This is a genomic window from Mycetocola sp. TRD_SC_2 (genome assembly GCF_055361225.1).
Genome location: NZ_CM143954.1, coordinates 1,687,983 through 1,709,957 on the forward strand (window position 1 = coordinate 1,687,983; position 21,975 = coordinate 1,709,957).

Annotated in this window: 27 protein-coding genes, 1 tRNA gene and 1 pseudogene; 13 read left to right on the plus strand and 16 right to left on the minus strand. The window is 63.8% G+C overall.

Annotated features, from left to right (window positions below; all coding sequences use genetic code 11):
- Nucleotides 1-103 precede the first annotated feature (103 nt).
- From ACWA1Q_RS08075 to ACWA1Q_RS08090, 4 genes are read left to right on the plus strand one after another with little or no spacing between them, the layout of a single operon-like run.
- The gene (locus tag ACWA1Q_RS08075) at nucleotides 104-484 is read left to right on the plus strand and encodes a BlaI/MecI/CopY family transcriptional regulator (protein WP_463756513.1); all 381 of its coding nucleotides are present in this window, start codon (nucleotides 104-106) and stop codon (nucleotides 482-484) included.
- A gap of 28 nt (nucleotides 485-512) precedes the next feature.
- Entirely contained in the window at nucleotides 513-1,451 is a 939-nt protein-coding gene (locus ACWA1Q_RS08080; RefSeq protein ID WP_463760812.1) for a M56 family metallopeptidase, read from the plus strand.
- Between the two features lie 19 nt (nucleotides 1,452-1,470).
- The gene (locus tag ACWA1Q_RS08085; protein WP_463756514.1) at nucleotides 1,471-2,145 is read left to right on the plus strand and encodes a DedA family protein; all 675 of its coding nucleotides are present in this window, start codon (nucleotides 1,471-1,473) and stop codon (nucleotides 2,143-2,145) included.
- Nucleotides 2,146-2,183: 38 nt separating this feature from the next.
- Nucleotides 2,184-3,230: an App1 family protein gene (locus ACWA1Q_RS08090; protein ID WP_463756516.1), complete on the plus strand. Its 1,047-nt coding sequence runs from the start codon at nucleotides 2,184-2,186 to the stop codon at nucleotides 3,228-3,230.
- On the opposite strand, the gene ACWA1Q_RS08095 is transcribed toward ACWA1Q_RS08090, so the two are convergent.
- Entirely contained in the window at nucleotides 3,227-3,955 is a 729-nt protein-coding gene (locus ACWA1Q_RS08095) for an SOS response-associated peptidase (RefSeq protein ID WP_463756518.1), read from the minus strand. The two genes, ACWA1Q_RS08090 and ACWA1Q_RS08095, sit on opposite strands and share 4 nt — an antisense overlap.
- Before the next feature lie 87 nt (nucleotides 3,956-4,042).
- Between ACWA1Q_RS08095 and ACWA1Q_RS08100 the strand changes: the two genes are divergently transcribed.
- Nucleotides 4,043-5,167 (plus strand): winged helix DNA-binding domain-containing protein, encoded by a 1,125-nt coding sequence (locus ACWA1Q_RS08100; protein WP_463756520.1) that lies wholly within the window; start codon nucleotides 4,043-4,045, stop codon nucleotides 5,165-5,167.
- 6 nt (nucleotides 5,168-5,173) lie between these two features.
- Complete coding sequence (locus ACWA1Q_RS08105; RefSeq protein ID WP_463760814.1) at nucleotides 5,174-6,232, plus strand: FUSC family protein; 1,059 nt, start codon at nucleotides 5,174-5,176, stop codon at nucleotides 6,230-6,232.
- A gap of 9 nt (nucleotides 6,233-6,241) precedes the next feature.
- On the opposite strand, the gene ACWA1Q_RS08110 is transcribed toward ACWA1Q_RS08105, so the two are convergent.
- From ACWA1Q_RS08110 to ACWA1Q_RS08120, 3 genes are all read right to left on the minus strand, one after another.
- Nucleotides 6,242-6,802, minus strand: coding sequence for a YceI family protein (locus tag ACWA1Q_RS08110; protein ID WP_463756522.1), 561 nt, complete (start codon nucleotides 6,800-6,802; stop codon nucleotides 6,242-6,244).
- Nucleotides 6,803-6,842: 40 nt separating this feature from the next.
- Nucleotides 6,843-7,850, minus strand: a complete 1,008-nt coding sequence (locus ACWA1Q_RS08115; protein ID WP_463756524.1) for a glycoside hydrolase family 3 N-terminal domain-containing protein — start codon at nucleotides 7,848-7,850, stop codon at nucleotides 6,843-6,845.
- A gap of 89 nt (nucleotides 7,851-7,939) precedes the next feature.
- The gene (locus ACWA1Q_RS08120) at nucleotides 7,940-8,980 is read right to left on the minus strand and encodes an alcohol dehydrogenase catalytic domain-containing protein (protein WP_463756527.1); all 1,041 of its coding nucleotides are present in this window, start codon (nucleotides 8,978-8,980) and stop codon (nucleotides 7,940-7,942) included.
- Between the two features lie 99 nt (nucleotides 8,981-9,079).
- On the opposite strand from ACWA1Q_RS08120, the gene ACWA1Q_RS08125 reads away from it, so the two are divergent.
- The gene (locus ACWA1Q_RS08125; protein ID WP_463756528.1) at nucleotides 9,080-9,802 is read left to right on the plus strand and encodes a trimeric intracellular cation channel family protein; all 723 of its coding nucleotides are present in this window, start codon (nucleotides 9,080-9,082) and stop codon (nucleotides 9,800-9,802) included.
- Between the two features lie 116 nt (nucleotides 9,803-9,918).
- Nucleotides 9,919-10,509, plus strand: a complete 591-nt coding sequence (locus ACWA1Q_RS08130) for an NADPH-dependent FMN reductase (protein WP_463756530.1) — start codon at nucleotides 9,919-9,921, stop codon at nucleotides 10,507-10,509.
- Nucleotides 10,510-10,514: 5 nt separating this feature from the next.
- On the opposite strand, the gene ACWA1Q_RS08135 is transcribed toward ACWA1Q_RS08130, so the two are convergent.
- A complete protein-coding gene (locus ACWA1Q_RS08135) occupies nucleotides 10,515-10,910 on the minus strand; it encodes a YchJ family protein (RefSeq protein ID WP_463756532.1) in 396 nt (131 codons plus the stop codon).
- 161 nt (nucleotides 10,911-11,071) lie between these two features.
- Here ACWA1Q_RS08135 and ACWA1Q_RS08140 point away from each other — a divergent pair, with 161 nt between their 5' ends.
- Nucleotides 11,072-12,094, plus strand: coding sequence for an NADPH:quinone reductase (locus ACWA1Q_RS08140; RefSeq protein ID WP_463756533.1), 1,023 nt, complete (start codon nucleotides 11,072-11,074; stop codon nucleotides 12,092-12,094).
- A gap of 314 nt (nucleotides 12,095-12,408) precedes the next feature.
- Here the strand turns inward: ACWA1Q_RS08140 and ACWA1Q_RS08145 are convergent, their stop codons facing one another.
- Nucleotides 12,409-13,035, minus strand: coding sequence for a hypothetical protein (locus ACWA1Q_RS08145; RefSeq protein ID WP_463756535.1), 627 nt, complete (start codon nucleotides 13,033-13,035; stop codon nucleotides 12,409-12,411).
- A gap of 115 nt (nucleotides 13,036-13,150) precedes the next feature.
- A complete protein-coding gene (locus ACWA1Q_RS08150) occupies nucleotides 13,151-13,594 on the minus strand; it encodes a hypothetical protein (protein ID WP_463756536.1) in 444 nt (147 codons plus the stop codon).
- Between the two features lie 224 nt (nucleotides 13,595-13,818).
- Here ACWA1Q_RS08150 and ACWA1Q_RS08155 point away from each other — a divergent pair, with 224 nt between their 5' ends.
- Entirely contained in the window at nucleotides 13,819-14,157 is a 339-nt protein-coding gene (locus tag ACWA1Q_RS08155) for a GrpB family protein (protein ID WP_463756537.1), read from the plus strand.
- A 28-nt stretch (nucleotides 14,158-14,185) separates the two neighbouring features.
- Here the strand turns inward: ACWA1Q_RS08155 and ACWA1Q_RS08160 are convergent, their stop codons facing one another.
- From ACWA1Q_RS08160 to ACWA1Q_RS08170, 3 genes and pseudogenes are all read right to left on the minus strand, one after another.
- Nucleotides 14,186-14,773, minus strand: coding sequence for a potassium channel family protein (locus ACWA1Q_RS08160; RefSeq protein WP_463756539.1), 588 nt, complete (start codon nucleotides 14,771-14,773; stop codon nucleotides 14,186-14,188).
- Nucleotides 14,774-14,876: 103 nt separating this feature from the next.
- Nucleotides 14,877-16,238: a TrkH family potassium uptake protein gene (locus ACWA1Q_RS08165; RefSeq protein WP_463760815.1), complete on the minus strand. Its 1,362-nt coding sequence runs from the start codon at nucleotides 16,236-16,238 to the stop codon at nucleotides 14,877-14,879.
- Nucleotides 16,239-16,400: 162 nt separating this feature from the next.
- Nucleotides 16,401-16,805: pseudogene (locus tag ACWA1Q_RS08170) on the minus strand (STAS domain-containing protein); the annotation flags it as partial.
- A gap of 97 nt (nucleotides 16,806-16,902) precedes the next feature.
- Here ACWA1Q_RS08170 and ACWA1Q_RS08175 point away from each other — a divergent pair.
- On the plus strand, nucleotides 16,903-17,817 hold the full coding sequence (locus tag ACWA1Q_RS08175; protein WP_463756540.1) for a hypothetical protein: 915 nt from the start codon (nucleotides 16,903-16,905) through the stop codon (nucleotides 17,815-17,817).
- Nucleotides 17,814-18,206 carry a GntR family transcriptional regulator gene (locus ACWA1Q_RS08180; protein ID WP_463756542.1) on the plus strand — a complete coding sequence of 131 codons (393 nt, stop codon included), beginning with the start codon at nucleotides 17,814-17,816 and terminating at the stop codon, nucleotides 18,204-18,206. The genes ACWA1Q_RS08175 and ACWA1Q_RS08180 overlap by 4 nt, the downstream gene beginning before the upstream one ends.
- A gap of 28 nt (nucleotides 18,207-18,234) precedes the next feature.
- On the opposite strand, the gene ACWA1Q_RS08185 is transcribed toward ACWA1Q_RS08180, so the two are convergent.
- Entirely contained in the window at nucleotides 18,235-18,762 is a 528-nt protein-coding gene (locus ACWA1Q_RS08185) for a GNAT family N-acetyltransferase (protein ID WP_463756543.1), read from the minus strand.
- Nucleotides 18,763-18,948: 186 nt separating this feature from the next.
- Between ACWA1Q_RS08185 and ACWA1Q_RS08190 the strand changes: the two genes are divergently transcribed.
- Complete coding sequence (locus ACWA1Q_RS08190; RefSeq protein WP_463756544.1) at nucleotides 18,949-19,305, plus strand: SRPBCC family protein; 357 nt, start codon at nucleotides 18,949-18,951, stop codon at nucleotides 19,303-19,305.
- A gap of 87 nt (nucleotides 19,306-19,392) precedes the next feature.
- On the opposite strand, the gene ACWA1Q_RS08195 is transcribed toward ACWA1Q_RS08190, so the two are convergent.
- From ACWA1Q_RS08195 to ACWA1Q_RS08215, 5 genes are all read right to left on the minus strand, one after another.
- Nucleotides 19,393-19,468 (minus strand) — tRNA-Ala (locus ACWA1Q_RS08195).
- Nucleotides 19,469-19,553: 85 nt separating this feature from the next.
- Nucleotides 19,554-19,931, minus strand: coding sequence for a ribosome silencing factor (gene rsfS, locus ACWA1Q_RS08200; RefSeq protein WP_463756546.1), 378 nt, complete (start codon nucleotides 19,929-19,931; stop codon nucleotides 19,554-19,556).
- A 22-nt stretch (nucleotides 19,932-19,953) separates the two neighbouring features.
- Nucleotides 19,954-21,138, minus strand: coding sequence for a hypothetical protein (locus tag ACWA1Q_RS08205; RefSeq protein ID WP_463756547.1), 1,185 nt, complete (start codon nucleotides 21,136-21,138; stop codon nucleotides 19,954-19,956).
- On the minus strand, nucleotides 21,135-21,734 hold the full coding sequence (gene nadD / locus ACWA1Q_RS08210; RefSeq protein WP_463756548.1) for a nicotinate-nucleotide adenylyltransferase: 600 nt from the start codon (nucleotides 21,732-21,734) through the stop codon (nucleotides 21,135-21,137). Before nadD ends, ACWA1Q_RS08205 begins: the two co-directional genes overlap by 4 nt.
- 6 nt (nucleotides 21,735-21,740) lie before the next feature.
- Entirely contained in the window at nucleotides 21,741-21,944 is a 204-nt protein-coding gene (locus tag ACWA1Q_RS08215; protein WP_463756550.1) for a hypothetical protein, read from the minus strand.
- Nucleotides 21,945-21,975 lie beyond the last annotated feature (31 nt).

The following is a 21,975-nucleotide window of genomic DNA, read 5'->3' on the forward strand; positions in this document are numbered from 1 at the left end:
GTGTAGAAACGTTCTCCCCCGAGTGTAGAACACATTTCTACGCGCCGTAGAACTACTTCTACTGTTTGTAGAAAACTTTCGGCGGAGCCGGTATCGTAGAGGCATGGCAACACTGGGAGATCTCGAACGAGCGGTTATGGATGTGCTCTGGAACGCAGAGGACGCACTGAGCGCAAACGATCTTCGCGACCGCCTGCACGCCAGTGAGCGAGCCGGTGCGAAGGACGTTGCTGTCACGACCGTTCTGACCGTGCTCTCCCGGCTCGAAGCCAAGAACTTCGTCTCGCGTGACCGCTCGATGCGACCTCACCTGTACCGCTCGGTGACCAGCCGGGCAGAACACACCGCCGGTCTCATGCACGAGGTGCTCGGAGCAGCCCCGGACCGAGAAGCAGCGCTAGCGCGTTTCATCGGTTCCGTCTCGCCCGCCGAGGCTGAAACGTTGCGGCAACTGCTCGGTGCTCCCTCCCGCCAGTCCAACTAGCAGCAGCGAACACTAAACTCCGAGCGTGATGTTCTTCACCTCCGTGGTGCTCGCCTGCCTGGCCGTCCTGCTGGCCTGGCCGGTCCCCCTCCTTCTCGCTCGGGCACAGTGGCCGTCCCGTGCGCCCGGCACCGTGCTCGCTCTGTGGCAGGCCATCGCCCTCGCCGGTGGCCTCTCGATGATCGGCGCCTTCGTCACCTACGGGCTGATCCCGTTCGGACCGAGCCTCCTGCCCGGTCTCGCGGCGCTCCAGCGCCACTTCTTCGACGGCACTCTCCCGCCGGCCGCGAACCTCGGTCACATCTTCGCCCTCTGCCTCGCCGTCCTGCTGGCCGGGCATCTGCTTCTCAACCTCATCCTCACCGCCGTCCGCACGGAACGCCAACGGAACCGCCACCTGTCCCTCGTGAACCTGCTGAGCGCGCCGATGCCGGACCGGCCGGGTACCCGGGTCCTCGATCATCCCGCGCCCGTTGCCTACTGCCTGCCCGGGGTGACCCGGTCAGTCACCGTGCTGTCCGAGGGCATCGTGACCCTTCTGGATCCAGACCAGTTGAAGGCCGTCATCGCGCATGAGCGGGCACACCTCCGCCAACAGCACCACCTCGTCCTCGTCGCCTTCAAGTCCTGGCACAGCGCGTTGCCCTGGTTCCCCATCGCCAATCGGGCCGAGAACGCCGTCGGGCTTCTCGTGGAGATGCTCGCAGACGACCAGGCGCGCCGTGTCGTCGACGACACCACGCTCGCAACGGCGATCGCCCTCGTCGCTTCGGAGGGGGCATCTCGCCCGGACGGATCGACGCTCGAGCACCTGCACGCGGGCGATAGCGCACCAGGAGTAGCCGGGAGCCGGGTGCAACGTTTGATGCACCCACAGCCCCCATTGTCCACGGGAGCACGCACGCTCGTTCTCGTCGTGTCCGGAGCGCTTCTCGTGGTTCCTCCCCTGCTTCTCGTCATCGTTTGATTCCCCTAGGCTCAATCGGGTGAACGAGTTTCTCAGCTGGATCCTTGACCTCGTTCAGGGTGTCGACCCGGTCCTCCGCACCGCCCTGGCCGGCATCGCGATCCTGCTCGAGACATCCGTTCTTATTGGCCTTATCGTGCCCGGCGACACCGTCGTCATCGTTGCGAGCACAGCAGTCGACGGGCCGTGGCAGTTCGTGTCACTCGTCGTCGTCGTCATTCTCGGAGCGTTGGCCGGCGAGAGCATCGGCTTCGCCCTCGGCCGCTACTTCGGTCCGCGCATTCGCGAGAGCCGGCTCGGACGAAAGATCGGTGCGCGGCAATGGGAGCGCGCCGAGAACTACCTCGACCGGCGCGGCGGAATCGCCGTTTTCATCTCACGGTTCCTTCCCGTGCTCCACTCCCTCATCCCGCTCACCGTCGGCATGAGCACGATGACCTACCGCCGATTCATGTCGTGGACAGTGCCAGCGTGCATTCTCTGGTCGATCGCCTACGTCTCCGTCGGGTCGGCAGCGGCGGGCACCTACCGCGAACTCGCGGACCGGCTGCACTACGCCGGCTACATCTTCGTCGGAATCATCGCCGGATTCCTGCTGCTCGTCTTCATCGTCAAGAAGGTGCTCAACAAGACGCAGGAACGCCACATGAACCGCGCCGGCGACGGTGACGCCAACACGATCGAGAAGCCGTAGATCCCGCTGGAGGAATACCGGCATGCCAGACTGTCAGCATGCGAAACCGCGAGCAGCCCGGCCCCGGCGCGTCCAAGGCAGCCCTGACCCTGCACCGTGCAGCCCGTATCGATGACGCGTGGCTCGACTGGCGGGCACGGCGCGGGCGCAAACGTGGCCTCACCGCGACGGTCATCCCGTACACCGGCTACGGCTCGCCGACACTGTTGCGTGTTCTCGCCCGGGTGCTTCTCACCAAACCGGATGCCACACCGGCGGCCGCTCCCTCCCAGCGTGTGCGCGGTTGGCGCAGTTTCACGAGCATCCCGGTCGTCTCGGCGACAGTGACGATCGACGTCGGTGACGAATCCCACACCGTGCAGGCTGACCGCGGCGGCGTCATCGACGCCGAGATCCCCGTCGACCTCGAACCCGGGTGGCAGCAGATCACCCTGCGAAGCGAGGACTCCAGGCCTGTCGTCTCGAACGTCTTCATCTCGAATCCGGAGGTGCGTCTCGGCGTCATCTCCGACATCGACGACACCGTCATGGTCACGTTGCTCCCCCGGCCTCTCCTCGCCGCCTGGAACACGTTCGTGCTTGACGAACACGCGCGGACCCCGGTTCCCGGTATGGCGGTGATGCTCGAGCGCCTCGTGCGCAAACACACCGGGGCGCCGATGATCTACCTGTCGACGGGAGCATGGAACGTCGCCCCCACCCTCTCGCGGTTCCTCTCCCGGCACCTGTATCCGTCTGGCGCTCTCCTGCTCACCGACTGGGGGCCGACCCACGACCGGCTGTTCCGGAGTGGACGCCAGCACAAGGCCGACAACCTCCGTCGTCTCGCCGCCGAGTTCCCCGACATCCGCTGGCTCCTGGTCGGCGATGACGGGCAGCACGATGAAGAGATCTACGGCGAATTCGCCGAAGAGTATCCGGAGCGCGTCGCCGCGATCGCCATCCGCCAGCTGTCTCCCGGTGAGGCGGTCCTCGCCGGAGGCCGGTCGAAGGCCGAGGAACGCGACACGACGGCGGCACCATGGATTTTCGCCCCCGACGGCGCGGGGCTCCTCGAGCAGCTCGAGGAACTCGGCCTGGTTTAGAGTCCCGGGAGGGTCTCAGGCTGATCGGGCAATTCGATCGGGTCGACGAGGTGGCGGCCGTCGTTCTTGACGCTGTTCACCGCTTTGGACACCGGAAAGTAGTGGAAGTCGTGCGCCACCTCGAATGAGGTCGTGTCGAGCAGCTTCAGGGCGTCGTCCGGCGACAGGTCGCCGCCGAGCCAGTCGTCGTAGCTCTCCGGAGTGAGGCAGGCGGGCATCCGGTCGTGTACTTCGCCCGGTGCGACATGGGCGTCTCGCGTGATGATCGCCATCGACAGCCGCCAGCGGCCTGGATCGTCGTCGGCTTTCGACCGGTCAGGCCAGGCCTTCACGATGCCTGCCATGGCGACGTCGTGGCTGGGATGGTGAATGAAGAACGGCTGCTTGCCGTTCTCGGTGAGCTGCCACTCGTAGTACCCGGCCGCACTCACGATGCATCGCGACGACGCGAACGCGCCCTTGAACAAGCCGTTGGTCGCGACCGTCTCGATCCGGGCGTTGATGACGGGTTTACCCCCACCGAAGGTCGGCGAGTTCGGCGACACCATGCCCCAGCGCACCGATTCGAGCTGGCGGGTTCCGTGGTGTTCCCGGATCACCGGCACCGAGTCGGTCGGCGCGACGTTCCAGGACGGTGTCCATTCCGGCGCCGACTTGCCGGTCTCGGCCATGAACTCCCGGATGAGGTCGTCGGTTTCCTTGTCCATCGCAAATCGTCCGCACATGTTCTCATCCTGCCCGAGACCGCCGACACTGGCACCTCCTTTCGGCCAGGAGTTCACTCCCCGCCCCGCGAACGGCAGACTGGGCCGATGGACTCACTCCCACCCGCACAGCTCGCTCGTCTGCGTCTGATCTCCCAGAGGGTGCACCGGCCGCAGCCGACGACGCCGAGCGAGACCGTGACACATCTCACGGCGATGCAGGGACAGGACCTGCCGGGCGTCCTGTGGTCGATCGGGCTCCGCACGCCGGGTGCGACGGAGTCCGACGTGCGCGCGGCGTTCGACCGCCGCGAGCTGGTGCGCAGCTGGCCCATGCGCGGCACCCTTCATGCAATGACTCCCGACGACCTCCGGTTGATCCTTCCCCTGTCCCGGCACAGGCTGCAGACCGCCGTCGCAAGCCGTCACCGGGAGCTCGGCATCACTCCAGACGACGTGATCGCAGCGACGGATGCCGGCACGCGCGCGCTCGAAAACGGCCCGCTCACTCGCAAACAGCTGCTCGACGTGTTCGAGGCGGCCGACCAGCCGACGACCGGGCAACGCGGCTACCATCTCATCTCCGCGCTGGCGCACGCCGGGCTGATCTGTCAGGGACCGTTCATCGGCACCGAGCAGGCGTTCGTGCTTCTCGACGACTGGGCACCAGCCACGGGAGCAGTCCCCGACCGGGGCGAGGCAATCACCACGGTCGCGTTACGGTATTTTCTCAGCCACGGCCCGGCCACCGAAGCCGATTTCGCCTGGTGGGCCAACCTCACCCTCACCGATGTTCGCGCAGCGATCGCCGCCATCGGTGACCGCATGGCATCCAGAGCGATCGATGGAAAAACGTACTACGGAGCCGGCGACGTTCTCGACGCCGCCGGGCCCGGGGAGGGTGCGACCGACGTGCACCTGATGCCCGGGTTCGACGAGCAACTGCTCGGCTACACGGACCGCTCCGCAGCACTCGCTCCGGAACACTCCGAGCTCATCGTCCCCGGCAGAAACGGTGTGTTCAAGCCGACGCTGGTGATCGGCGGCCGGATCTCAGGCATCTGGTCCCGCCGCGAGAAGGCTCGGGGCATCGACGTGGCGGTGATGCCGTTCTGCGCTCTGGACGAGGAGCACGTGCGCGCGGTCGAGCGTGCGGCTGAGGAATATAGCCGCTTCAAGGAGAAGCCGGTATCGGTGACCATCACGGCCGAAGCATCCCCTGCCGCGCGGTAGCGTGGAATTGTGAAACGCCTGCCCGCGCTGCGACTGCCGACGTTCCTCCGCGCGCCCAGCCGCGTTCCCCTGCTCCAGGTCGTCAAGACATCCGTCGCAACCGTGCTCGCCTGGCTGCTGGCCGTTCTCCTGCTCCCCTCCGAGCTTCCGATCTTCGCCGCGATCGCCGCCCTCCTCGTGGTTCAACCCAGCGTCAACCAATCGTTCGGCAAGGCGGTCGAGCGCAGCGTCGGGGTGATCGCCGGTGTCGTCATCGCGACCCTGATCGGTCTGTTCTTCAGCACTCACGCGTGGGTGATTCTTCTCGCGATCGTCGTCTCGATCTTCTTCGGCTGGGCGTTCCGTCTCGCGCCGGGATCGGCGAACCAGATTCCCATCAGCGCGATGCTCGTTCTCGCCCTCGGTGCCACCACTCCCGGATATGCCCTCGACCGGATCCTGGAGACGCTCATCGGTGCAGCACTCGGCGTGATCGTGAACGTCCTCATCGTGCCGCCGGTCGCGCTGGCGCCGGCAGAGCGCGATACCGGCCTGCTGACATCCGAACTTGCCGCGAGTCTGGAGCGGCTGGCGGTTGCCCTCACCACTCCCCAGACCCAGCAGTCACTCGACCGCCTGATGATCGAGGCTCGACTCCTTCGGCCGATGAGGGAATCTGCCGCATCGTCCATCCGGCTGGGCGAGGAGTCGCTGACACTCAACCCCCGCAAAAGCGCGCATCGCACCCGGCTGGAGGAGACCTCACAACTCCTGAACAGGCTCACCCCGATCGTCACCCGGGTGATCGGCATGACTCGGGCACTTCACGATCACTACGACGATTCGCTCGTTGAGGAGCCGTCGATGCATTCCATCGCGACCGAGCTGCGGCGCGCGGCCCACGACCTGCTCCTGCTTGCACCCCGTGTCGAGCAGTCGGCAGAAACCGAGGCGCCAACAACGGCAGAGCTGCCGGTTCTGACGTCGCAACTCACGATCGCCCGCCCGCACCCGGAGCACTGGCTCCTCATCGGGTCCCTGATGGAGGATCTGCGCCGCATTCATGAGGAGATCGTCGGCGAGTGATGCGTACCTCTAAGCGCCGATGTACCGAGCCTGGAACTGGAGCGTGATGGTGACTTTCTCGCCGAGAAGAACGCCACCGTTCGCGAGGATCGCGTTGTAGCGAAGCCCGAAGTCTTCACGGTCGATCACGGTGCGAGCGACCGCGCCGCCCTTGTAGTTCCCCTCTGTGTCTTCGCCGAAGCCGCCGAAAGTGAAGTCGAAGGTGACCGGTCGCGTGATGCCACGGATGCTGAGATCGCCGTCAACCTCGAACGCGGTTCCGACGGCACGCACGCCGGTCGAGACGAAGTCGATCGTGGGGTACTTCGGGGCGTCGAAAAAATCCCCGGTTCTCAGGTGCTCGTCGCGGTTGGGCTCGTTCGTGTTCACGGACGCAACCTCGGCGGATGCTGTCACTCGCGAATCGAGCGGATTCTCGCCCGTCTCGAACGTGGCCGAGAACCGGTCGAAGGTTCCGGTCACGTTGCTGATCATGATGTGGCGCACACTGAAACCAATCGACGTGTGGGCGGGGTCGATGACCCAGCTCCCCACTCGGTAGCCGGGAATCTGCACGGTATCGGTCGTCATTCATCGCTCCTTCGGGCGGCAACCCTGCCGCGCACCGGAGTCAGCGTAGTGGGTCGACCTCAAGACTGAGATCGAACCGGCTGGATAGGAGCAACCGGGCCGCGTTATCGATTTGCTGCTCGGAGATCCGCCCCGCGTCCACCGCTGCCGAAATGTCGGAGACGAGGACCGCCGGGTCAGCGCCGTCATCGGCGGGCGTGGCCTTGAGAACGTACAGCAGCATCGTCATACCCGCTGCGAGAGAACGGATCGCGTTCTCCGAGGTGTTCTGGTACTCGGCGAGCCCTGTGTCCCGCAGCATCAGCATGTCGTCAGTGATCGTGATGCCGTCGAAACCCAGCCGGTCGCGGAGGATGGACTGCCACACCCGAGAGAGCGACGCCGGAACAGGGTCCACCGCGTCGTATTGGAGGTGCCCGAACATGACGAGAGGGGCGCCCGCGTCAATTCCGCTCCGGAACGGCACGGCATCCGTCGCGCTCCACTCCATGAGCGTTTTACCGGTGCTTGGCACGCTCGTGTGTGAGTCGCCGGGAGCAGCGCCGTGCCCGGGGAAATGCTTGAGGGTGGAGAGCACGGATGCTTTCTCGCCGGTCACCGCGGCTGCAACCCGTTCAGCGGCTGCTTCGGGAGCCGTTCCGAGCGCGCGTCGGAAGATGAAGGACCCTGGGTCAGCGGTGAGATCGGCGACGATGCCGAAGTTCACGTTGACGCCCGCGTGAGCGAGGAGCTCGGCGCGGGCACTGAAGGCCTGCTCGGTCTCGATCGCGGGCGCGTCCTTGAGCGTCAGTGAAGACGCCCAGTCGTCCCCACCGAGTCGCCTGACGTCACCGCCCTCCTGGTCGATGGCGATCAGCGGCGGGAACGCGGCATCGATCGTGGCCGCCCGCGTCAGCGCGGCGGTGTCCTCGATCGTTCCGGCGACGTTGTCGCCCATGAGGATCATTCCGCCGGGCTGGTATGTCTCCATGAACGACGCAAGCGCTGAGGCATCCGTTCCCGGCAGGTGAAGCATCAGAAGACTCGCGATCTTGTCTACGCGCGTCATACCTGCGAGCTTCGCCTCGACGGCGGTGTCGGCCGGGCTTCGTGTGGAAATACTGATCTCCTTCGGTGTCGACGGGTAACAGGTCGAGGTCAGCTGGGAACGATGAGGGTCACGCCGGCGGTGTTCCTCGCATTCGCGAGATCGATCATCGCGGCAGGCACCTCGTCGAGGCTGATCCGGCGGGTGATGAGATCTTCGGGGCGGAGCTTTCCTGAAGCGATGATCTCGAGCATCGCCGGATAGTGGCGGGCCGCCATCCCGTGGCTGCCCAGCAGGGTGAGTTCACCCGCGATCACGTCGCCCATCGGGATGCGGGGGTCACCGGCATACAGTCCGATCTGCACGTGACGGCCGCGCCGGGCCAGGGAGCGGATAGCGATCGCTGTCGTGCTCTCCCGGCCGAGGGCCTCGACCGACACGGCGGCACCGCCACCGGTGAGTTCGCGGACCTTCGCAACGAGCTCGTCGTCCGAGAGACCACTCGAGTCGATCACCGCCTCTGCTCCGGATGCCGTGGCCAGCTCGAGCGCGTCCGTCGCGATATCGACGCCGATCACCCTGGCCCCGACCGCTGCGGCGATCATCACCGCGCTCAGCCCGACGCCTCCGCAGCCGACAACGACGACCCATTCGTCCGGCTGCACCCGCGCCTGGCCGACGAGACCGCGGAACGCCGTTGCGAACCGGCATCCGAGGATTGCGGCCGCACCGGGGTCGAGAGAGTCCGGGATCGGGATCACGTTCACCTCGGCCGACTCGATCGCGACGTACTCGGCGAAAGAGCCCCAGTGCGTGAACCCGGGCTGGGTCTGGTTGCGGCACACCTGCCCGTTGCCGCTCTCGCACTCGGGGCAGTTGCCGCACGCGCAGACGAACGGCACGGTGACGCGCTGGCCGACCCGGAGGGTAGAGACGCCGGCACCGAGTTCACTGATTCGTCCGACGAGTTCGTGGCCGGGGACGTGCGGAAGGGTGATCCCGGGATCGTGTCCTGCCCACGCGTGCACGTCACTCCGGCACAGGCCGGTGGCCAGCACCTGGATGACAACGGCGTCCGGCCCGGCCGCGGGCTTTTCGACATCGACAATCCGGGGTACTCCCCCGAAGGACTCGTACAGGACTGCGCGCATCAGCCCAGTATCCCGCAGCCCGCGCGATGCCGCGCTCCGTTACTCTGGGAAGCGCGAGAGCCGGAGTCTCGCACCCGCCGAGAACCGAAGGGTTCGACAATGGACCCGACAGTAGACACCTTCAACCAGATCCTCCGTTTCGTGGATCTGGCTGGCGTGCTCGCGAATGCCATCCTCGGTGGGATCGCCGCCCGTTCTGCGCGGCTCGATATCGTCGGTTTCGTCATTCTCGCCGTGCTCAGCGGGCTCGGTGGTGGTCTCATCCGTGACACGCTGCTGCAGCAGGGTCCTCCGGTCGCCCTCACCGACCCGGCGTACCTCGCGCTCGCGATCACCGGTGCCGTCATCGCGTTCTTCGTGCCGTTCCGTGGTCGATGGTCCCAGCGATCGCTTGTGCTGCTCGATGCCCTCGCGATCGGATCCTGGGCGGCCGTCGGCGCACAAAAGGCCCTCGACGCGGACCTCGGCTGGCTGACAGCGGTCGCGATGGGAATCGTGACCGCCGTCGGTGGTGGCGCCGTCCGCGATGTGATGCTGCTGCGCATCCCCCGCATCTTCGGCGGGAACACGCTCTATGCGACAAGCGCGCTGGTGTCGAGCGTCGAGATGGTCGTGCTCAGCAAGCTCGGCATGCCGACGCTCGGATCCGCCGTCGCCATGGGCAGCGGCGCCCTGCTGTCGTTACTCGCCCGGCGGTACGGTTGGACCCTTCCCACCGAAGTGCGAATCCCCCGGCCACGTCTCCTCGCTGACATCCGCCGCAAAGCGCGGCGGCGACGCAAAACGGATGCGGCGGAGTCGGGAGAGGCGCCGCCCGCGTGACCGGTAGCATCCGCTCGTGTCGTGGACACTGCGCGCGGTGAGTCGTAGCGTGGGAGCGTCACGACGGGGTGTCCGCTCGAGGCCTTCCGGTGCGTGACCCGAAAGGAAGGACTCCCATGCCCACCATCCACGAACACGAACCGCCGTACTCGGTTGGGTACTTCGTCGGCAGTCTCGCGACGGCGTCGATCAACCGGCAGCTCGCCGGAGCGCTCATCAGGCTCGCTCCTGCCGAACTCGAAATGAGGGAGATCCCCATCCGGGACCTGCCGCTGTACAGCTATGACTATGACGATGACTATCCGGAGGTGGCGCGGTCGTTCAAGCAGGCGATCGCTGATGTCGACGCCGTTCTCTTCGTCACGCCCGAGTACAACCGGTCCATTCCAGGTGCGCTGAAGAACGCGATCGACTGGGCGAGCCGGCCGTACGGTGAGAACGCCTTCACTGGCAAGCCGTCTGCCGTCATCGGCGGCTCGGTTGGGGCGATCGGTACCGCGGTTGCCCAGCAGCATCTCCGCAGCGTTCTCAGCTTCTGTAACTCGCCCCAGATGAACGCGCCGGAGGCCTACATTCAGATCACGCCGGGGCTCATCGCCGAGGACGGAAAGATCACCAACGAGGGAACCGAGACGTTCCTGCGGGACTGGATGGGAGATCTCCTGACCTTCATCACGCGGGTGCTGACCGTCGTTCCCCAGCGCTGACGCTGTCAGAGCGCGTCGACGTATCTCCAGGCGCGGCCATCACGCTCGAACGTGCTGACCTCGTGCTGGTCGCCGCGCCCTCCCGGAGATCGGTAGAAGGCGCGGAACTCGACGATGCCCTCGGTGTCGAGCGGGCCTCCCCCGGTCGTGGCCAGAATGTCGAGGCGATACCACCGCAGGTCGGGGTCCAGATCGAGCGTCGTGGGGCGGATTCGCGGATGCCACGACGCAAGGAGGTAGCGCGTGTCGCCGGTCACGAACGCCGAGTACCGCGACCGCATGAGCCGCTCAGCGGTGGGTGCCTGAGCGTCACCGCGGTGGAGCCCGCCGCAACAGAGCCCATAGTTCTCACCGCTGAGACAGGGGCAGCGATCGGTATCGGTGAGCTCGGCGAATGGCATGGTGCCATTATTCCGTGCAGGCACGAACGATCCGGTTACTGCCCACGTCTGGGGCTCGTGCGTCCTGCCAAAAGGAATGCATCGAACGCACTGTCTTGAGTCGTTGTTGTCTGCGGAAGCGTTAGGGGAATATTCGCCGCCGCTCCCACCTTCCACACATCATGCGAGCCATTATCTACTCCCGGTCCGGGCCCTCGTCTGTCCTCGAACTTACCGACCGCGAGCCCGCCGCGCCCGGCCCCGATGAGGTACGAGTCCGTGTCGCCGTGTCGGGCGTCAACCCGACGGATTGGAAGTCCCGCGCGGGCAAGCCCGTCGAGTTCGGAGAGGTTGTCCCCAACCAGGATGGCGCCGGCATAGTCGATGCCGTCGGCTCTGACGTCGAAGATCTGAGGATCGGCGACCGCGTATGGCTCTTCCTCGCCGCCCACCAGCGTCCGACGGGGACAGCGCAGGAGTACACGGTCGTACCGGCAAGCCGCGTCGTCCGTCTGCCCCAAAGCATCGGGTTCGACGTCGCCGCCAGCCTGGGCGTTCCCGCGATGACTGCCCACCGTGCCCTTACGGTCCACGAGTTCGGTCCGGCGCGTCTCGCACCCGGCACACTCGACGATCGTGTGGTGCTGGTGCAGGGCGGAGCAGGTGCCGTCGGGCACGCCGCGATCCAACTGGCGGTATGGGCGGGTGCGACCGTGATTGCCACGGTCAGTAACGAGGATAAGGCAGCACTCGCCCGCGCAGCGGGCGCGCATCACGTTTTTCAGTACCCGGATGGCGAGCTCTCGGCCAAGGTGTATGCCGTCGCTCCCGGCGGCGTCGACCACATTGTCGAAGTTGCCCCCGCTCAGAACGCTGCGCTCGATGTAGAGGTGCTCGCCAACCACGGGAGCATCGCGTACTACGCGAACAACAACGGCGACGAGTTCACCGCTCCGATCATGGCCAGCTTTGCGAAGAACGTTCGCTGGCAGGGACTGCTGCTCTACACGGTCGGGCGGGAGGCACTCGCCGTCGCCGCGGAAGACATCACTGCCGCGCTCGAGGCGGGTGCACTTCCCGTGGGCGCGGAAGCCGGGCTGCCGCTGACGTGGTTCTCACTCGAGGACACGGCATCCGCCCACGATGCCGTTGAAGACGGAGTCACCGGAAAGGTGCTCATCAACGTCGCGGACGACCTACGCTGAAGCATCCCACGCACGGTCACTGAGGACCATGCTGCTCGCGGGAACCCTCGCGATTGCATGATCACCTATGTCAGTCGCTCAACTGATCCGGAGAGTTGACCGCCGGCAGATCCGCTTGAGGTCGCTATCCCAGTGAGCGTTCCGCATGCTGACGCGGCTTCAAGACATGGGTTCCAGGCTGAGTGCACGGCTGTTAGAACTCCCCATGCTGGTTGTGGTAGCGGGAGCGGGAGCCCAATCCATTGGTTCAATCCGGCGGCCATACGGCACCTCAGAGACCGGTCGTGGAGTGCTTAGGGGGTCAACCCTCCCGATCAAGTCGGAGAGAGCTTGGTCGTCAAGTCGCGGGCGAGTTGTGCTTGGTCGACTTCGCTGACCGTCATCTGATCGATCTCCTGAAGGCTGAGGAGAAGCTCGCTTCGCCGCCGCCCCCGCTCTCCAGGCGATCGCGAATCAACTAGAAGGAACCGAAGCGCTGGGAAGTTGCGAACGCCCCCGTCCTCCACCCGTGAAGGCTCGATGTTTTCGATATGCCCAAACTCGAGACTGAGCGCGTGCGATTCTTGCTCCGCAGCCCAAAAGGTAATGTTCGCACCAAACGCAACACCGACGATCGGAATTACCCCCGGAACCTGCGGCTTCGGTCGCCATCCCAAATACGCGAAATCCTTCAACGTACGTGGATAGACAGCTACAAGATACCTCGCGTCATCCGGTCGATATTTCTCCATGACCTCCCAGATCTGCTGGGCCTTCGCACGTCTATATCTGCCTACACCCCATATAGCGGCGACAATCACGATGAGCGTCGGAACTCCCACTCTCACAATCGAGTCGAGAAAATACTCGGGATTTTGGAGGCCCCGCATCAACGTCACGACAAGGATTGAGACGGCGAACAGGACAAACGGCGAGGCTTTTGCCCAGTCGTACGATTTCATCGTTGATTACTCATCCCGTAAGCACTTCTTCCCTCTTTGTTATACCCGCTGATCAAACTCGCAGCCCGCTGAAGGTCCACGGACTGGATCGTGGGTGCCCAAGTTGGCCTCAGCTTCATCGAGCAGGTTCGTCCGCTGGCTTGTGCTCCGCTCCGATGTCAGTGCCCACCGCCTGGTCGTGGGTTCGACCGAGCGATAGACGAGCCAGCGCGAAGGACGCAATCATCGCGAGCCAGACAGATATTGCGCTGCTCCCTTGGCTGAACGGGTCAGGCAGAGCAAGGCTCGGATTCGATAGGGACGTGGCCGCCACCTTCAAGGCGACGCCCGTAAGCACGGAAAGGGCTAGCCCAACTGCTACGGCGTATCCACACGTCGTCTTTTGTCGGACGATGATCCAAATGACGGCGGTGCTGACCATCATTGAAGGGAGGAGCGGTAGCAGGACGGCGATGAGCTCGCCCGTCCGCAGTGGAGCGTTACGTGCCCCCTCGCTGTAGGAGAGCACAACGAACCAAACGAAACCGATGAGGACCCCGCCGATTGCTTTCATGGCCATTACCACTCTTCCTCTTCAGCGTTCAGGCCTGGTTGGCAAGACGCGCTCGCGATGTCGTCACTGTAGTGGGGAAACGAGCTGCGCAGGCGCTTTGACGAAGGAACTCATGCGCCGCACCGTACTTCTGCCGCCGAGTAGAGAAGGCCACCACGAACGGCCACCTAGTCACCGGGCTGGGTTCCACCTCTGTTCCGGGACTGGCATCGAAGCCCATCATCGACATTGTGGTCACGGTAGACGACATCACCGCTGAAGAGGACTACCTCGATGCGCTGCTGACGGCAGGGTACGAGCTACGCGTTCGGGAGCCCGGACATCGTCTCGTGCGCACGCCGGAACGCGATGTGCACGTGCACCTCTATGAGAGGGGCGATCCTGCCGTGGCGGGGTATCTCCTCCTTCGCGATCATCTACGTTCCGACGCGGGAGATCGTGCGCTCTACGAAAACGCCAAGAAAACTTTGCTCAGCAGAGCCTGGGACGACATGAATGACTACGCCGACGCCAAGACCGACGTCATCACCGCGATCAAGGAGCGAGCGAGGGGAGGTCGCGGATTGTGACAAACAGCATTTTCCCGCTGATAGTTGCTCAGCGAAGTTGGCTGAACGCTTCCGCCTGCTCCGTTTGCCCGGCAACGAGGACCGTGTCGTCAGCGGCGAGCACTGTATCCATTGTCGTGTAGGTCCATGGACGGTCGCCGCGCTTATAGGCGCTGATGGTGACGCCGTAACGGGCGCGGATACTGGTGTCGCGGAGCGCCCTCCCGACGACAAGAGAAGGAGGTTTGGTTTTCACCAGCGCAAAGTTATCGCCGATATCGATGTAGTCCTGCATCGCGCCGCGTACCAGGTGCGCCACCCGACGGCCCATGTCCTTTTCGGGGTAGATCACATGTTCGACGCCGAGTTGCTCGAGGATGGCGCCGTGTGGATCGCTGACCGCCTTCGCCCAGATCTGCGGCACGTTGAATCGCAGCAGGAGCGATGTTGTCAGGATGCTGGCTTCAATGTCGCTGCCGATAGCGACGACAACACAGTCGAACTCGGGAACCGCGAGTTGCCGCAGCGACTCTTCCTTTGTCGTGTCAGCCCTCACTACGTGAGTGAGCATGCCGTTCAAACCCTGAACCGTGTCCTCGTCGGCGTCGATGCCCAACACCTCCGTGCCTTTGGCCATGAGTTCTAGGGCGAGGGCGCTCCCGAAACGGCCGAGCCCGATGACCGCGACGGAGTCGGCCTCGGCGATTCGTGTGGGGTCTGCGCCGTGAAACAGGCGGAAATTAGCCAATGATGGGCCTTTCTTTCGGCAGTTCGTACACTACTTGTCGCTCGTTCAGAGCGAGGGCGGAGGCAAAAGTTATGGGGCCGAGGCGACCGATGAACATCAAAAGAATCAGGATGATCTGGCCGAGCGGTGGCAGTTCGCCGGTGATCCCGGTCGAGAGCCCGACCGTGGCGAAGGCTGAGATCGCTTCGAACTGGAGTTTGTCGAGGGGAATATCGGTGAGCAGCATCAAGGCGACCGTCGCGGCCATGACAACGGCGACAGCGAGGAGGACTACCGTGATCGCTTGCCGGTGAACGGCTCGTGAAAGACGCTTCCCGAACACATTGACCGCGCCTTGTCCCCGAATCTCGGTGAGAAGAATGAAATACAGTACGGCGAACGTGGTGATCTTAATCCCGCCCGCTGTGCCAGCGGGTCCCCCTCCGATGAACATCAACATGTCCATTCCGAGCCATGATTCCGGATACATGGCGCTGGTATCCACGCTGTTGAACCCGGCAGTGCGTGTCTGCACGGACTGGAAGAATCCGGCCAGGATCTTCCCCGTCCAATGCATTGAGCCCAATGTTTTCGGGTTGTTCCACTCGAGAACCGTGATGTAAATGGTGCCAGCGACGAGCAAAACGACTGTTCCCCACAAGACGATCCGGGTGTTCATCGACCATTTCAACGGTGTCCGGAAATGTTTCCGCAACTGCATGATGACCGGAAAGCCCAGACCACCCAAAATGATGGCGGCAGCGATCGGGAGACAGATGAAAGGGTCGGTCGCGTAGGCCATCAGACTGTCACTGAACAGCGCGAACCCTGCGTTGTTGAACGACGAGACCGAGTGGAAGACACCGAGCCACACGGCGCGGCCAAGAGGTTCGCCGTACCCGAACAGGAATCGGGCAGTGAGGGCAAGGGCAACGACGCCCTCCACCATGAGCGAGATCCGAACGACACCAAGGATGAGACCTTTCACATCGTCCAAGCCGAGACTCTTCACCTCCGCCGCCGCCGTGATCCGCGAGCGGAGTGACATTTTTCGGATAACCGCCAGACCGATCACCGATGCAAAGGTCATGATCCCGAACCCGCCGATCTGGATCAAAGCGAGGATCACGATGTGCCCGAACGCTGTCCAGTACACGGGCGTGTCGACCACGATCAGCCCAGTCACGCACACCGAGGACGTCGACGTAAACAGTGCCTCCAGGAAGGAGGCCCCGCCAACTCCGACCTTCGCGATCGGGAGCATGAGTAATCCGGTGCCGACGGCGATAGCGCCGGCAAAGCCAAGGAGGACGGTCTGGGCAGGGTGTGGGTGTAGCAAGCGTTGCCACAAGGGCCTGGTCGAGGACTGCGACATTCTTCGCACCGGCCAATACTACGCATGCTTATCGGTTGGCGAGGCACCTCTTTTTTGGGGCCCGAGTGGCAAGCCGAATTCACTGTGTGCAGTTGCGTTTCGGGGCCGAACAGCTGTAAGGCAACCCATCTTTTCCCAGCCAGGTGCGAGCCAAGAGGCAGGTCAGTGCGCGCCACCGAGGTTTCCTGCGAGCCGGGCGTGCATCGCTCTGCAGGCGTCGTTCATTCCGATGATCACGACGCGTTTTCCATGGCGGTCGTACTTTGTCGTGATCGCGTCCAGAGCTGCGACGGTCGAGGCATCCCAGCTGTGCGAGCCGGTTCTGTCGATCACGACCCGCTTCGGGTCGTCAGCGTATTCGAACTGGGTGGTGAGGTCATTGCTCGACGCGAAGAACAGCTCACCGATGACCGTCTGGTAGGCCGTGGGGACGGCCTCGTCGAGTCGGATGCCACGTTCAACGGTGGCGAAGTGGGCGACTCTGCGGGTGAACTTGACCATCGCTCTGATCACTCCGGCGATCACACCCATGGCAAGGTTGTGGGTCGCAACGACGATCACAACTGTGGTGTGAGTTCTCCCTCGGAAATCCTTGGTCTTGATGTAACAACCGAGTGATACATCGGTGTATCATTCGGTTGTTACATAGATGGAGGGTGTCGCAATGGACTGGTTAGTCTTGTGGGTCTCGGGTCCTGTGTTGGCAGGCATCGTTCTCGCCACTGTCTGGTGGCTCAGAGGGCGCAGGAATGCATCGCCAAGAGGCAACGTCGGTGCTGTCGCTCTCACCGCCGGGCTCCTCCTCGTGGTTGGCGGAGTGATCGTGCGGTTGATAGCTGGTCCACTACCGTTGCTGCTGGACCTGCCTGGAGAGTTCTGGGACTGGTACCGCGACTATCGGTTCACAGTCCCATTGCTTCTCGGGATCCTGGGCATGGTGCTTCTCGCATTTCCCGTGCGAGCACGCAGGGGGTCGGGAGCGGCTGCGCTCACACCGCGAACGCCGCTGAGCTTCTCTCAGAGACGGTGGCTTATAAGTCCTGCCGTGGTTCTCGCGATCGTCCTCGCCATCACCCTCATCGCCGGTGCTATGTCGCAGCCGGATTCCGTCACCGGCCAGTACTCGATGTACTTCGTCGACCTTGGCGGGGAGCGGGGCATGGGTACCAGCATCTATGGGTGGCATTACTCGGTCCCGTGTCTCATCCTGATCGGGATCATGATCCTTATCGCGGCCATTGATCTGTTCCTCATCGCCCGACCCGCATTGGATCTCGACCACGAACGAGACGTTCGAATCCGGTCCATCCGCACCTGCAATGTTCTCGCGGTCGGAACAGGTGCGCTTCTCATGCACCTTGGGCTCGTCTTCGGCTCGCTCGCCGGAACCGCATCGATACGCTCGAGCTTCCACACCTCGGCGGGAAACGTCTCTTTCTGGACGACATTCGCCGCGCTCGAACCGGTGTTCATCGGTGCATCCAGCCTGGCCGCTGCGCTCGCATTCGCGTCCTGGGCGGCCGTCGCCCTGTCCGCCTTGCCGTCACAGCAGCGTGTTCCGGCCACAGTGCGATCATGATCATCACCCTGTCGGGCTCCACTCCACCCACGGAGCAGATCCGTGATCAAATCCGCGGACTGATCGCCTCCGGCCAACTCGCAGCCGATGACCGCCTTCCCTCCGTTCGCCAGCTCGCGAAAGACCTGGACCTGGCACCCGGCACGGTCGCAAAGGCATACAAGGCTCTCGAAGCCGAGGGCTACCTCACCACCCGCACGGGAGGCGGCACCCGTATAAGCAGAACCGCGACCACAACGCCACGAGCGGTCTTGGACGCCGCCCGTAAGCTCACGGAAGCCAGTACGCGCGAAGCCACCAACTTGGACGACACCATCCGAATTCTCCGTGCGATCTGGCCAGAGCAGAGATCCGGCGTCGCGCCCGTGGACGCTGGCAATGAGCACTAAGGGCCCGCTACTCGTAGCGGTGACGTCTTCAGGTCCAGTACTCGTCGATAGGGGGTCGTTCGGTGCTGAGTTCGCGGAGCATGACTAGCTCACCATCGGAACCCGGCAGCAGATGACCGGGTTCGACGGACACAACGAAGCCGTTCTTCTCGTAGGTTCGCCGGGCTGCGACGTTGTCCGACATCACCGACAGGGTCAGCGTCGTCACACTGTTGTTTCCCGCCCAGTCCACGATCGCGGCGATGAGTGCAGCGGCGACTCCACGACCTCGAACGGCGGGATCGACCCACATGGAGATGAGTTCGGCGCGGTTGCGAATGTCTTCATCCGGGGTCGCGGAGGCCATGCCGACCGGAGCGTTTCTGTCGGGATCGTCAGCCAGCAAATCGATCGCACCCGGGATCGACAGGCGGTCACGCCAACGATCAACCGGTGCATCCGCCCACTCCTGCAGGCGCGAGCCGAATGCTTCGGGCGCGTCGGTCAGCGCCGCCAGCCTCATCTTCCGCCACATCTGCCAGTCGTCGGCAGATACGGCGCGCACGTGAATCGTCATTACGTGACGATACCGAGTCGAGTACAACTTGGAGATCTGCGCACAGAGCGACCACTGGTTGTCGGTCATCGACGCGCTGGTAGGTTGAGCCCTATGGTCGTCTCGTTCGAATGCACCACGGAGTCGGTGCTGTCGGTGGAACGCCTTTTCGATCTTTCGCGCGACGTCGCAGCTCACACGGAGTCCATGTCGAAATCTCGCGAGGTCGCCATCGGTGGCGTGAGAAATGGACTCATAGGACTCAACGAAGAAGTCACCTGGAGTGCATGGCACTTCGGACTGCCACTTCGCATGACAAGTCGGATCACAGCGATGGACCCGCCGCACAGCTTCACAGACGAACAAACTCGCGGACCATTTCGCTACTTCCGGCACGAGCACCAGTTCCGACCGCACGGAGCCGGCACTCTGATGATCGACCGGATTTCGTTCGCCGCGCCTCTCGGGATCCTCGGCCGGGCAGCTGAGAGACTCGTGCTTGCCGGGTACATGCGGCGCCTGATTGAGCACCGCAACGCATATCTCCGGCACTCCGAGCGTTAGGGCGGTTCGGCCGCTGGATGGCAGAACGACAAGTACCGGCCCAATAGACGAAAGAACCCCTGAGAACTTTCAGTTCATCAGGGGTTTTGGTGGATCTGAGGGGATTCGAACCCCTGACCCCCTGCATGCCATGCAGGTGCGCTACCAGCTGCGCCACAGACCCATTCGGTTGCTCTGATTTCTCGGAGCAACCTGTTTAGATTACTACAGAATCGGCGCTCGTCGAAATCGAGCGCCGCCCCGCGAATCTACTCCGCTTGCGCCGGTGTGGCGACAGAGATCGGAACGACCGGGCAGTCCTTCCAGAGGCGCTCGAGCGAGTAGTACAGCCGCTCTTCTTCGTGGAAGACGTGCACGACGAGGTCGCCGAAGTCGAGGAGGATCCAGCGCCCTTCCGAGCGGCCCTCACGGCGAAGTGTCTTGACACCGGATTCGTTGAGCTTGTCTTCGATCTCACTGGCGACGGCGACGACGTTACGCTCGCTGCGGCCAGTGGCGATGAAGAAGATGTCGACGAACGGGAGCGGCCCGGAGACGTCGAGTGCGACCAGATCTTCGGCACCCTTGTCGTTCGCCGCTGCTGCGGCGATCTCGAGGTGCGCGATGGTGGATTCTCGTGCTGTCACTGCTGGTTTACCTTTCGGGGAGTTATCGCGACTGGAAAGCGCCGGTCGCGATACCGACGACGATGACCGACAACACAGCCACGGCGAGAACGCCGGCGGTGATGGCCAGAATAAGGAGCAGCCTGTTGCTGCGGGCGGGCGCCGGCGGGTTGATGACGTCGCGGGTCGCCGTGTGGGTGGAGACGGCCTTGCTCGCAGACACCGGAGTTCCTGCTGTCGCGGGGCGCGCGTCGTCCTCGGCATCGAACATCGCGTCGATGTCTGACTTGTCGAAGTGATCGGAGTTTCCTCCGGACGAACCGATTCCCGAGGGAAGGTCGATTGATCCCGTGATCACGACGTTGCCGTTGGCGGAGAGAGGTCCGGTCAGCGGCTGGCCGTTCGGCATCGACGGAAGAACGATCGAGCTCGTGCTCACACCGTTGCTCGCCTCTTCCAGGCCGCGTGCGATGATCTGGTCGAACGGCTGGGCAAGCGCCGCTGCGTTCGAGTCGTCGTCGGAGAGAACGGATGCTCCAAAGCTGCTGGAGAGCTTCGGTTCCGAGTCCGCACCCTCGTCGGTCGTCTGCGCCGTAACCGCCGGTCCGAAAGCGGATTCCTGCGGCAACTCCGGGAGGCTCTCGGCGAGGTCTGCCGCCGGGGCCGGCTCGTCCTCGGTTCCCGCGGGCACGATCTCGGCGTCAATGACATCGGCCGCGGGGACCGCAGCGGACGGCACGAACGATGGCGCCCGGTTGGCCTGTGCGGCGTTCCGTTTGGCGTTTTTCTTCTCGGCCTTCGACTGCTTGGCAGTGAGCGGCGCTTCCTCGGCGGCGCTGGACGTGTCCGGCGTTACCGTCGGTGCCGCGTCGACGGATGCTGTCGCATCCGCTTGAGGGGCGGCATCCGTCTTCGGCTCCTGCGGTTCTGTATCAGTGGCGGGAATGGTCGACATCGATGACGTCCGGACCCGCTCAAGATCACGCACCTGCCGACGGGTAAGGGGGCGTCCCTGCGCCTGGGCTTCTTCGAGCACAGCGACCTGATCGGTCGACAGCGCGGGCGGTTCGGGCGCTGCTTCGACCTCAACCGCGTCTCCCCCGGTAACCGGGGACGAAGTCGAGACCCGGCGCGAAGGCGTCGGGATGGAATCACTGGACTCGGTCGTTCGCTGCTGCTCACGCAGCTGGCGACGAGAGAGCGGTTGCTCGTCGGGCAGCGGGGTCATGCATTACTCCGATACAAGTGGTGTTTGGTGATGTACTGAACGACACCGTCGGGAACCAAATACCAGACCGGGAATCCCCGGCTCACCCGGCTCCGACAGTCAGTTGACGAAATCGCCAAAGCCGGAACTTCCAACAAGCTTACGTCCTGCTGCGGCAATCCCGAAATGTTGAGCGCGTGTCCCGGTCGACTCACAGCGACGAAGTGCGCAAGCGACCAGAGCTCGTCGACGTCTTTCCAGCTCAGGATCTGAGCAATCGCGTCAGCCCCGGAGATGAAGAACAGTTCGGCGTCCGGTCGCTCTTTCGCGATATCACGGAGCGTGTCGATCGTGTAGGTCGTGCCTTTGCGGTCGACATCGACTCGGCTCACCATGAAGCGCGGGTTGGATGCGGTCGCGATGACGGTCATCAGGTAACGGTGTTCCGCCGGAGTGACGACTTCTTTGTGCCAAGGCTGCCCGGTGGGCACGAAGATGACCTCGTCGAGATCGAAGGATTGCGCGACTTCACTCGCTGCCACAAGGTGGCCGTGGTGGATGGGGTCGAAAGTGCCGCCCATGACTCCAACGCGTGGCGCGCGCGGCAGGTCTGCCATCCGCGGCTAGTGGCCGGTCTCCTGGCCTGAGCCGGTGCGCGCACGGGCACCGGCGCGACCCGCGTGACGGTTGGCCACATCACGGTAGCTGAACGTTGCGACACCGAGGAAGAGGAAGAGGATGAGCGCGACGACTCCATACATAAAGCTGGGCATCGGCAATTCGGTGTGGTGAACTGCCTCGGCCAGCAGGGTTGTCGCAAACGACATCTTTACTCCATTCGATACTCTGCGCGCGGTA

Excerpts from the sequence above, each read along its gene's own strand:
- ACWA1Q_RS08150 (WP_463756536.1), bottom strand. The coding sequence starts at position 13,594 with ATGGCCATGAAAGCAATCGGCGGGGTCCTCATCGGTTTCGTTTGGTTC.
- ACWA1Q_RS08125 (WP_463756528.1), top strand. The coding sequence starts at position 9,080 with ATGGACCCGACAGTAGACACCTTCAACCAGATCCTCCGTTTCGTGGAT.
- ACWA1Q_RS08090 (WP_463756516.1), top strand. The coding sequence starts at position 2,184 with ATGCGAAACCGCGAGCAGCCCGGCCCCGGCGCGTCCAAGGCAGCCCTG.
- ACWA1Q_RS08185 (WP_463756543.1), bottom strand. The coding sequence starts at position 18,762 with ATGACGATTCACGTGCGCGCCGTATCTGCCGACGACTGGCAGATGTGG.
- ACWA1Q_RS08095 (WP_463756518.1), bottom strand. The coding sequence starts at position 3,955 with ATGTGCGGACGATTTGCGATGGACAAGGAAACCGACGACCTCATCCGG.
- ACWA1Q_RS08075 (WP_463756513.1), top strand. The coding sequence starts at position 104 with ATGGCAACACTGGGAGATCTCGAACGAGCGGTTATGGATGTGCTCTGG.
- ACWA1Q_RS08160 (WP_463756539.1), bottom strand. The coding sequence starts at position 14,773 with ATGGCCAAAGGCACGGAGGTGTTGGGCATCGACGCCGACGAGGACACG.
- ACWA1Q_RS08130 (WP_463756530.1), top strand. The coding sequence starts at position 9,919 with ATGCCCACCATCCACGAACACGAACCGCCGTACTCGGTTGGGTACTTC.
- ACWA1Q_RS08190 (WP_463756544.1), top strand. The coding sequence starts at position 18,949 with ATGTCGAAATCTCGCGAGGTCGCCATCGGTGGCGTGAGAAATGGACTC.
- ACWA1Q_RS08205 (WP_463756547.1), bottom strand. The coding sequence starts at position 21,138 with ATGACCCCGCTGCCCGACGAGCAACCGCTCTCTCGTCGCCAGCTGCGT.
- ACWA1Q_RS08115 (WP_463756524.1), bottom strand. The coding sequence starts at position 7,850 with ATGACGCGCGTAGACAAGATCGCGAGTCTTCTGATGCTTCACCTGCCG.
- nadD (WP_463756548.1), bottom strand. The coding sequence starts at position 21,734 with ATGGCAGACCTGCCGCGCGCGCCACGCGTTGGAGTCATGGGCGGCACT.
- ACWA1Q_RS08080 (WP_463760812.1), top strand. The coding sequence starts at position 513 with ATGTTCTTCACCTCCGTGGTGCTCGCCTGCCTGGCCGTCCTGCTGGCC.
- ACWA1Q_RS08140 (WP_463756533.1), top strand. The coding sequence starts at position 11,072 with ATGCGAGCCATTATCTACTCCCGGTCCGGGCCCTCGTCTGTCCTCGAA.
- ACWA1Q_RS08180 (WP_463756542.1), top strand. The coding sequence starts at position 17,814 with ATGATCATCACCCTGTCGGGCTCCACTCCACCCACGGAGCAGATCCGT.
- ACWA1Q_RS08145 (WP_463756535.1), bottom strand. The coding sequence starts at position 13,035 with ATGAAATCGTACGACTGGGCAAAAGCCTCGCCGTTTGTCCTGTTCGCC.
- ACWA1Q_RS08100 (WP_463756520.1), top strand. The coding sequence starts at position 4,043 with ATGGACTCACTCCCACCCGCACAGCTCGCTCGTCTGCGTCTGATCTCC.
- ACWA1Q_RS08215 (WP_463756550.1), bottom strand. The coding sequence starts at position 21,944 with ATGTCGTTTGCGACAACCCTGCTGGCCGAGGCAGTTCACCACACCGAA.
- ACWA1Q_RS08175 (WP_463756540.1), top strand. The coding sequence starts at position 16,903 with ATGGACTGGTTAGTCTTGTGGGTCTCGGGTCCTGTGTTGGCAGGCATC.
- ACWA1Q_RS08120 (WP_463756527.1), bottom strand. The coding sequence starts at position 8,980 with ATGCGCGCAGTCCTGTACGAGTCCTTCGGGGGAGTACCCCGGATTGTC.
- ACWA1Q_RS08135 (WP_463756532.1), bottom strand. The coding sequence starts at position 10,910 with ATGCCATTCGCCGAGCTCACCGATACCGATCGCTGCCCCTGTCTCAGC.
- ACWA1Q_RS08110 (WP_463756522.1), bottom strand. The coding sequence starts at position 6,802 with ATGACGACCGATACCGTGCAGATTCCCGGCTACCGAGTGGGGAGCTGG.
- ACWA1Q_RS08165 (WP_463760815.1), bottom strand. The coding sequence starts at position 16,238 with ATGTCGCAGTCCTCGACCAGGCCCTTGTGGCAACGCTTGCTACACCCA.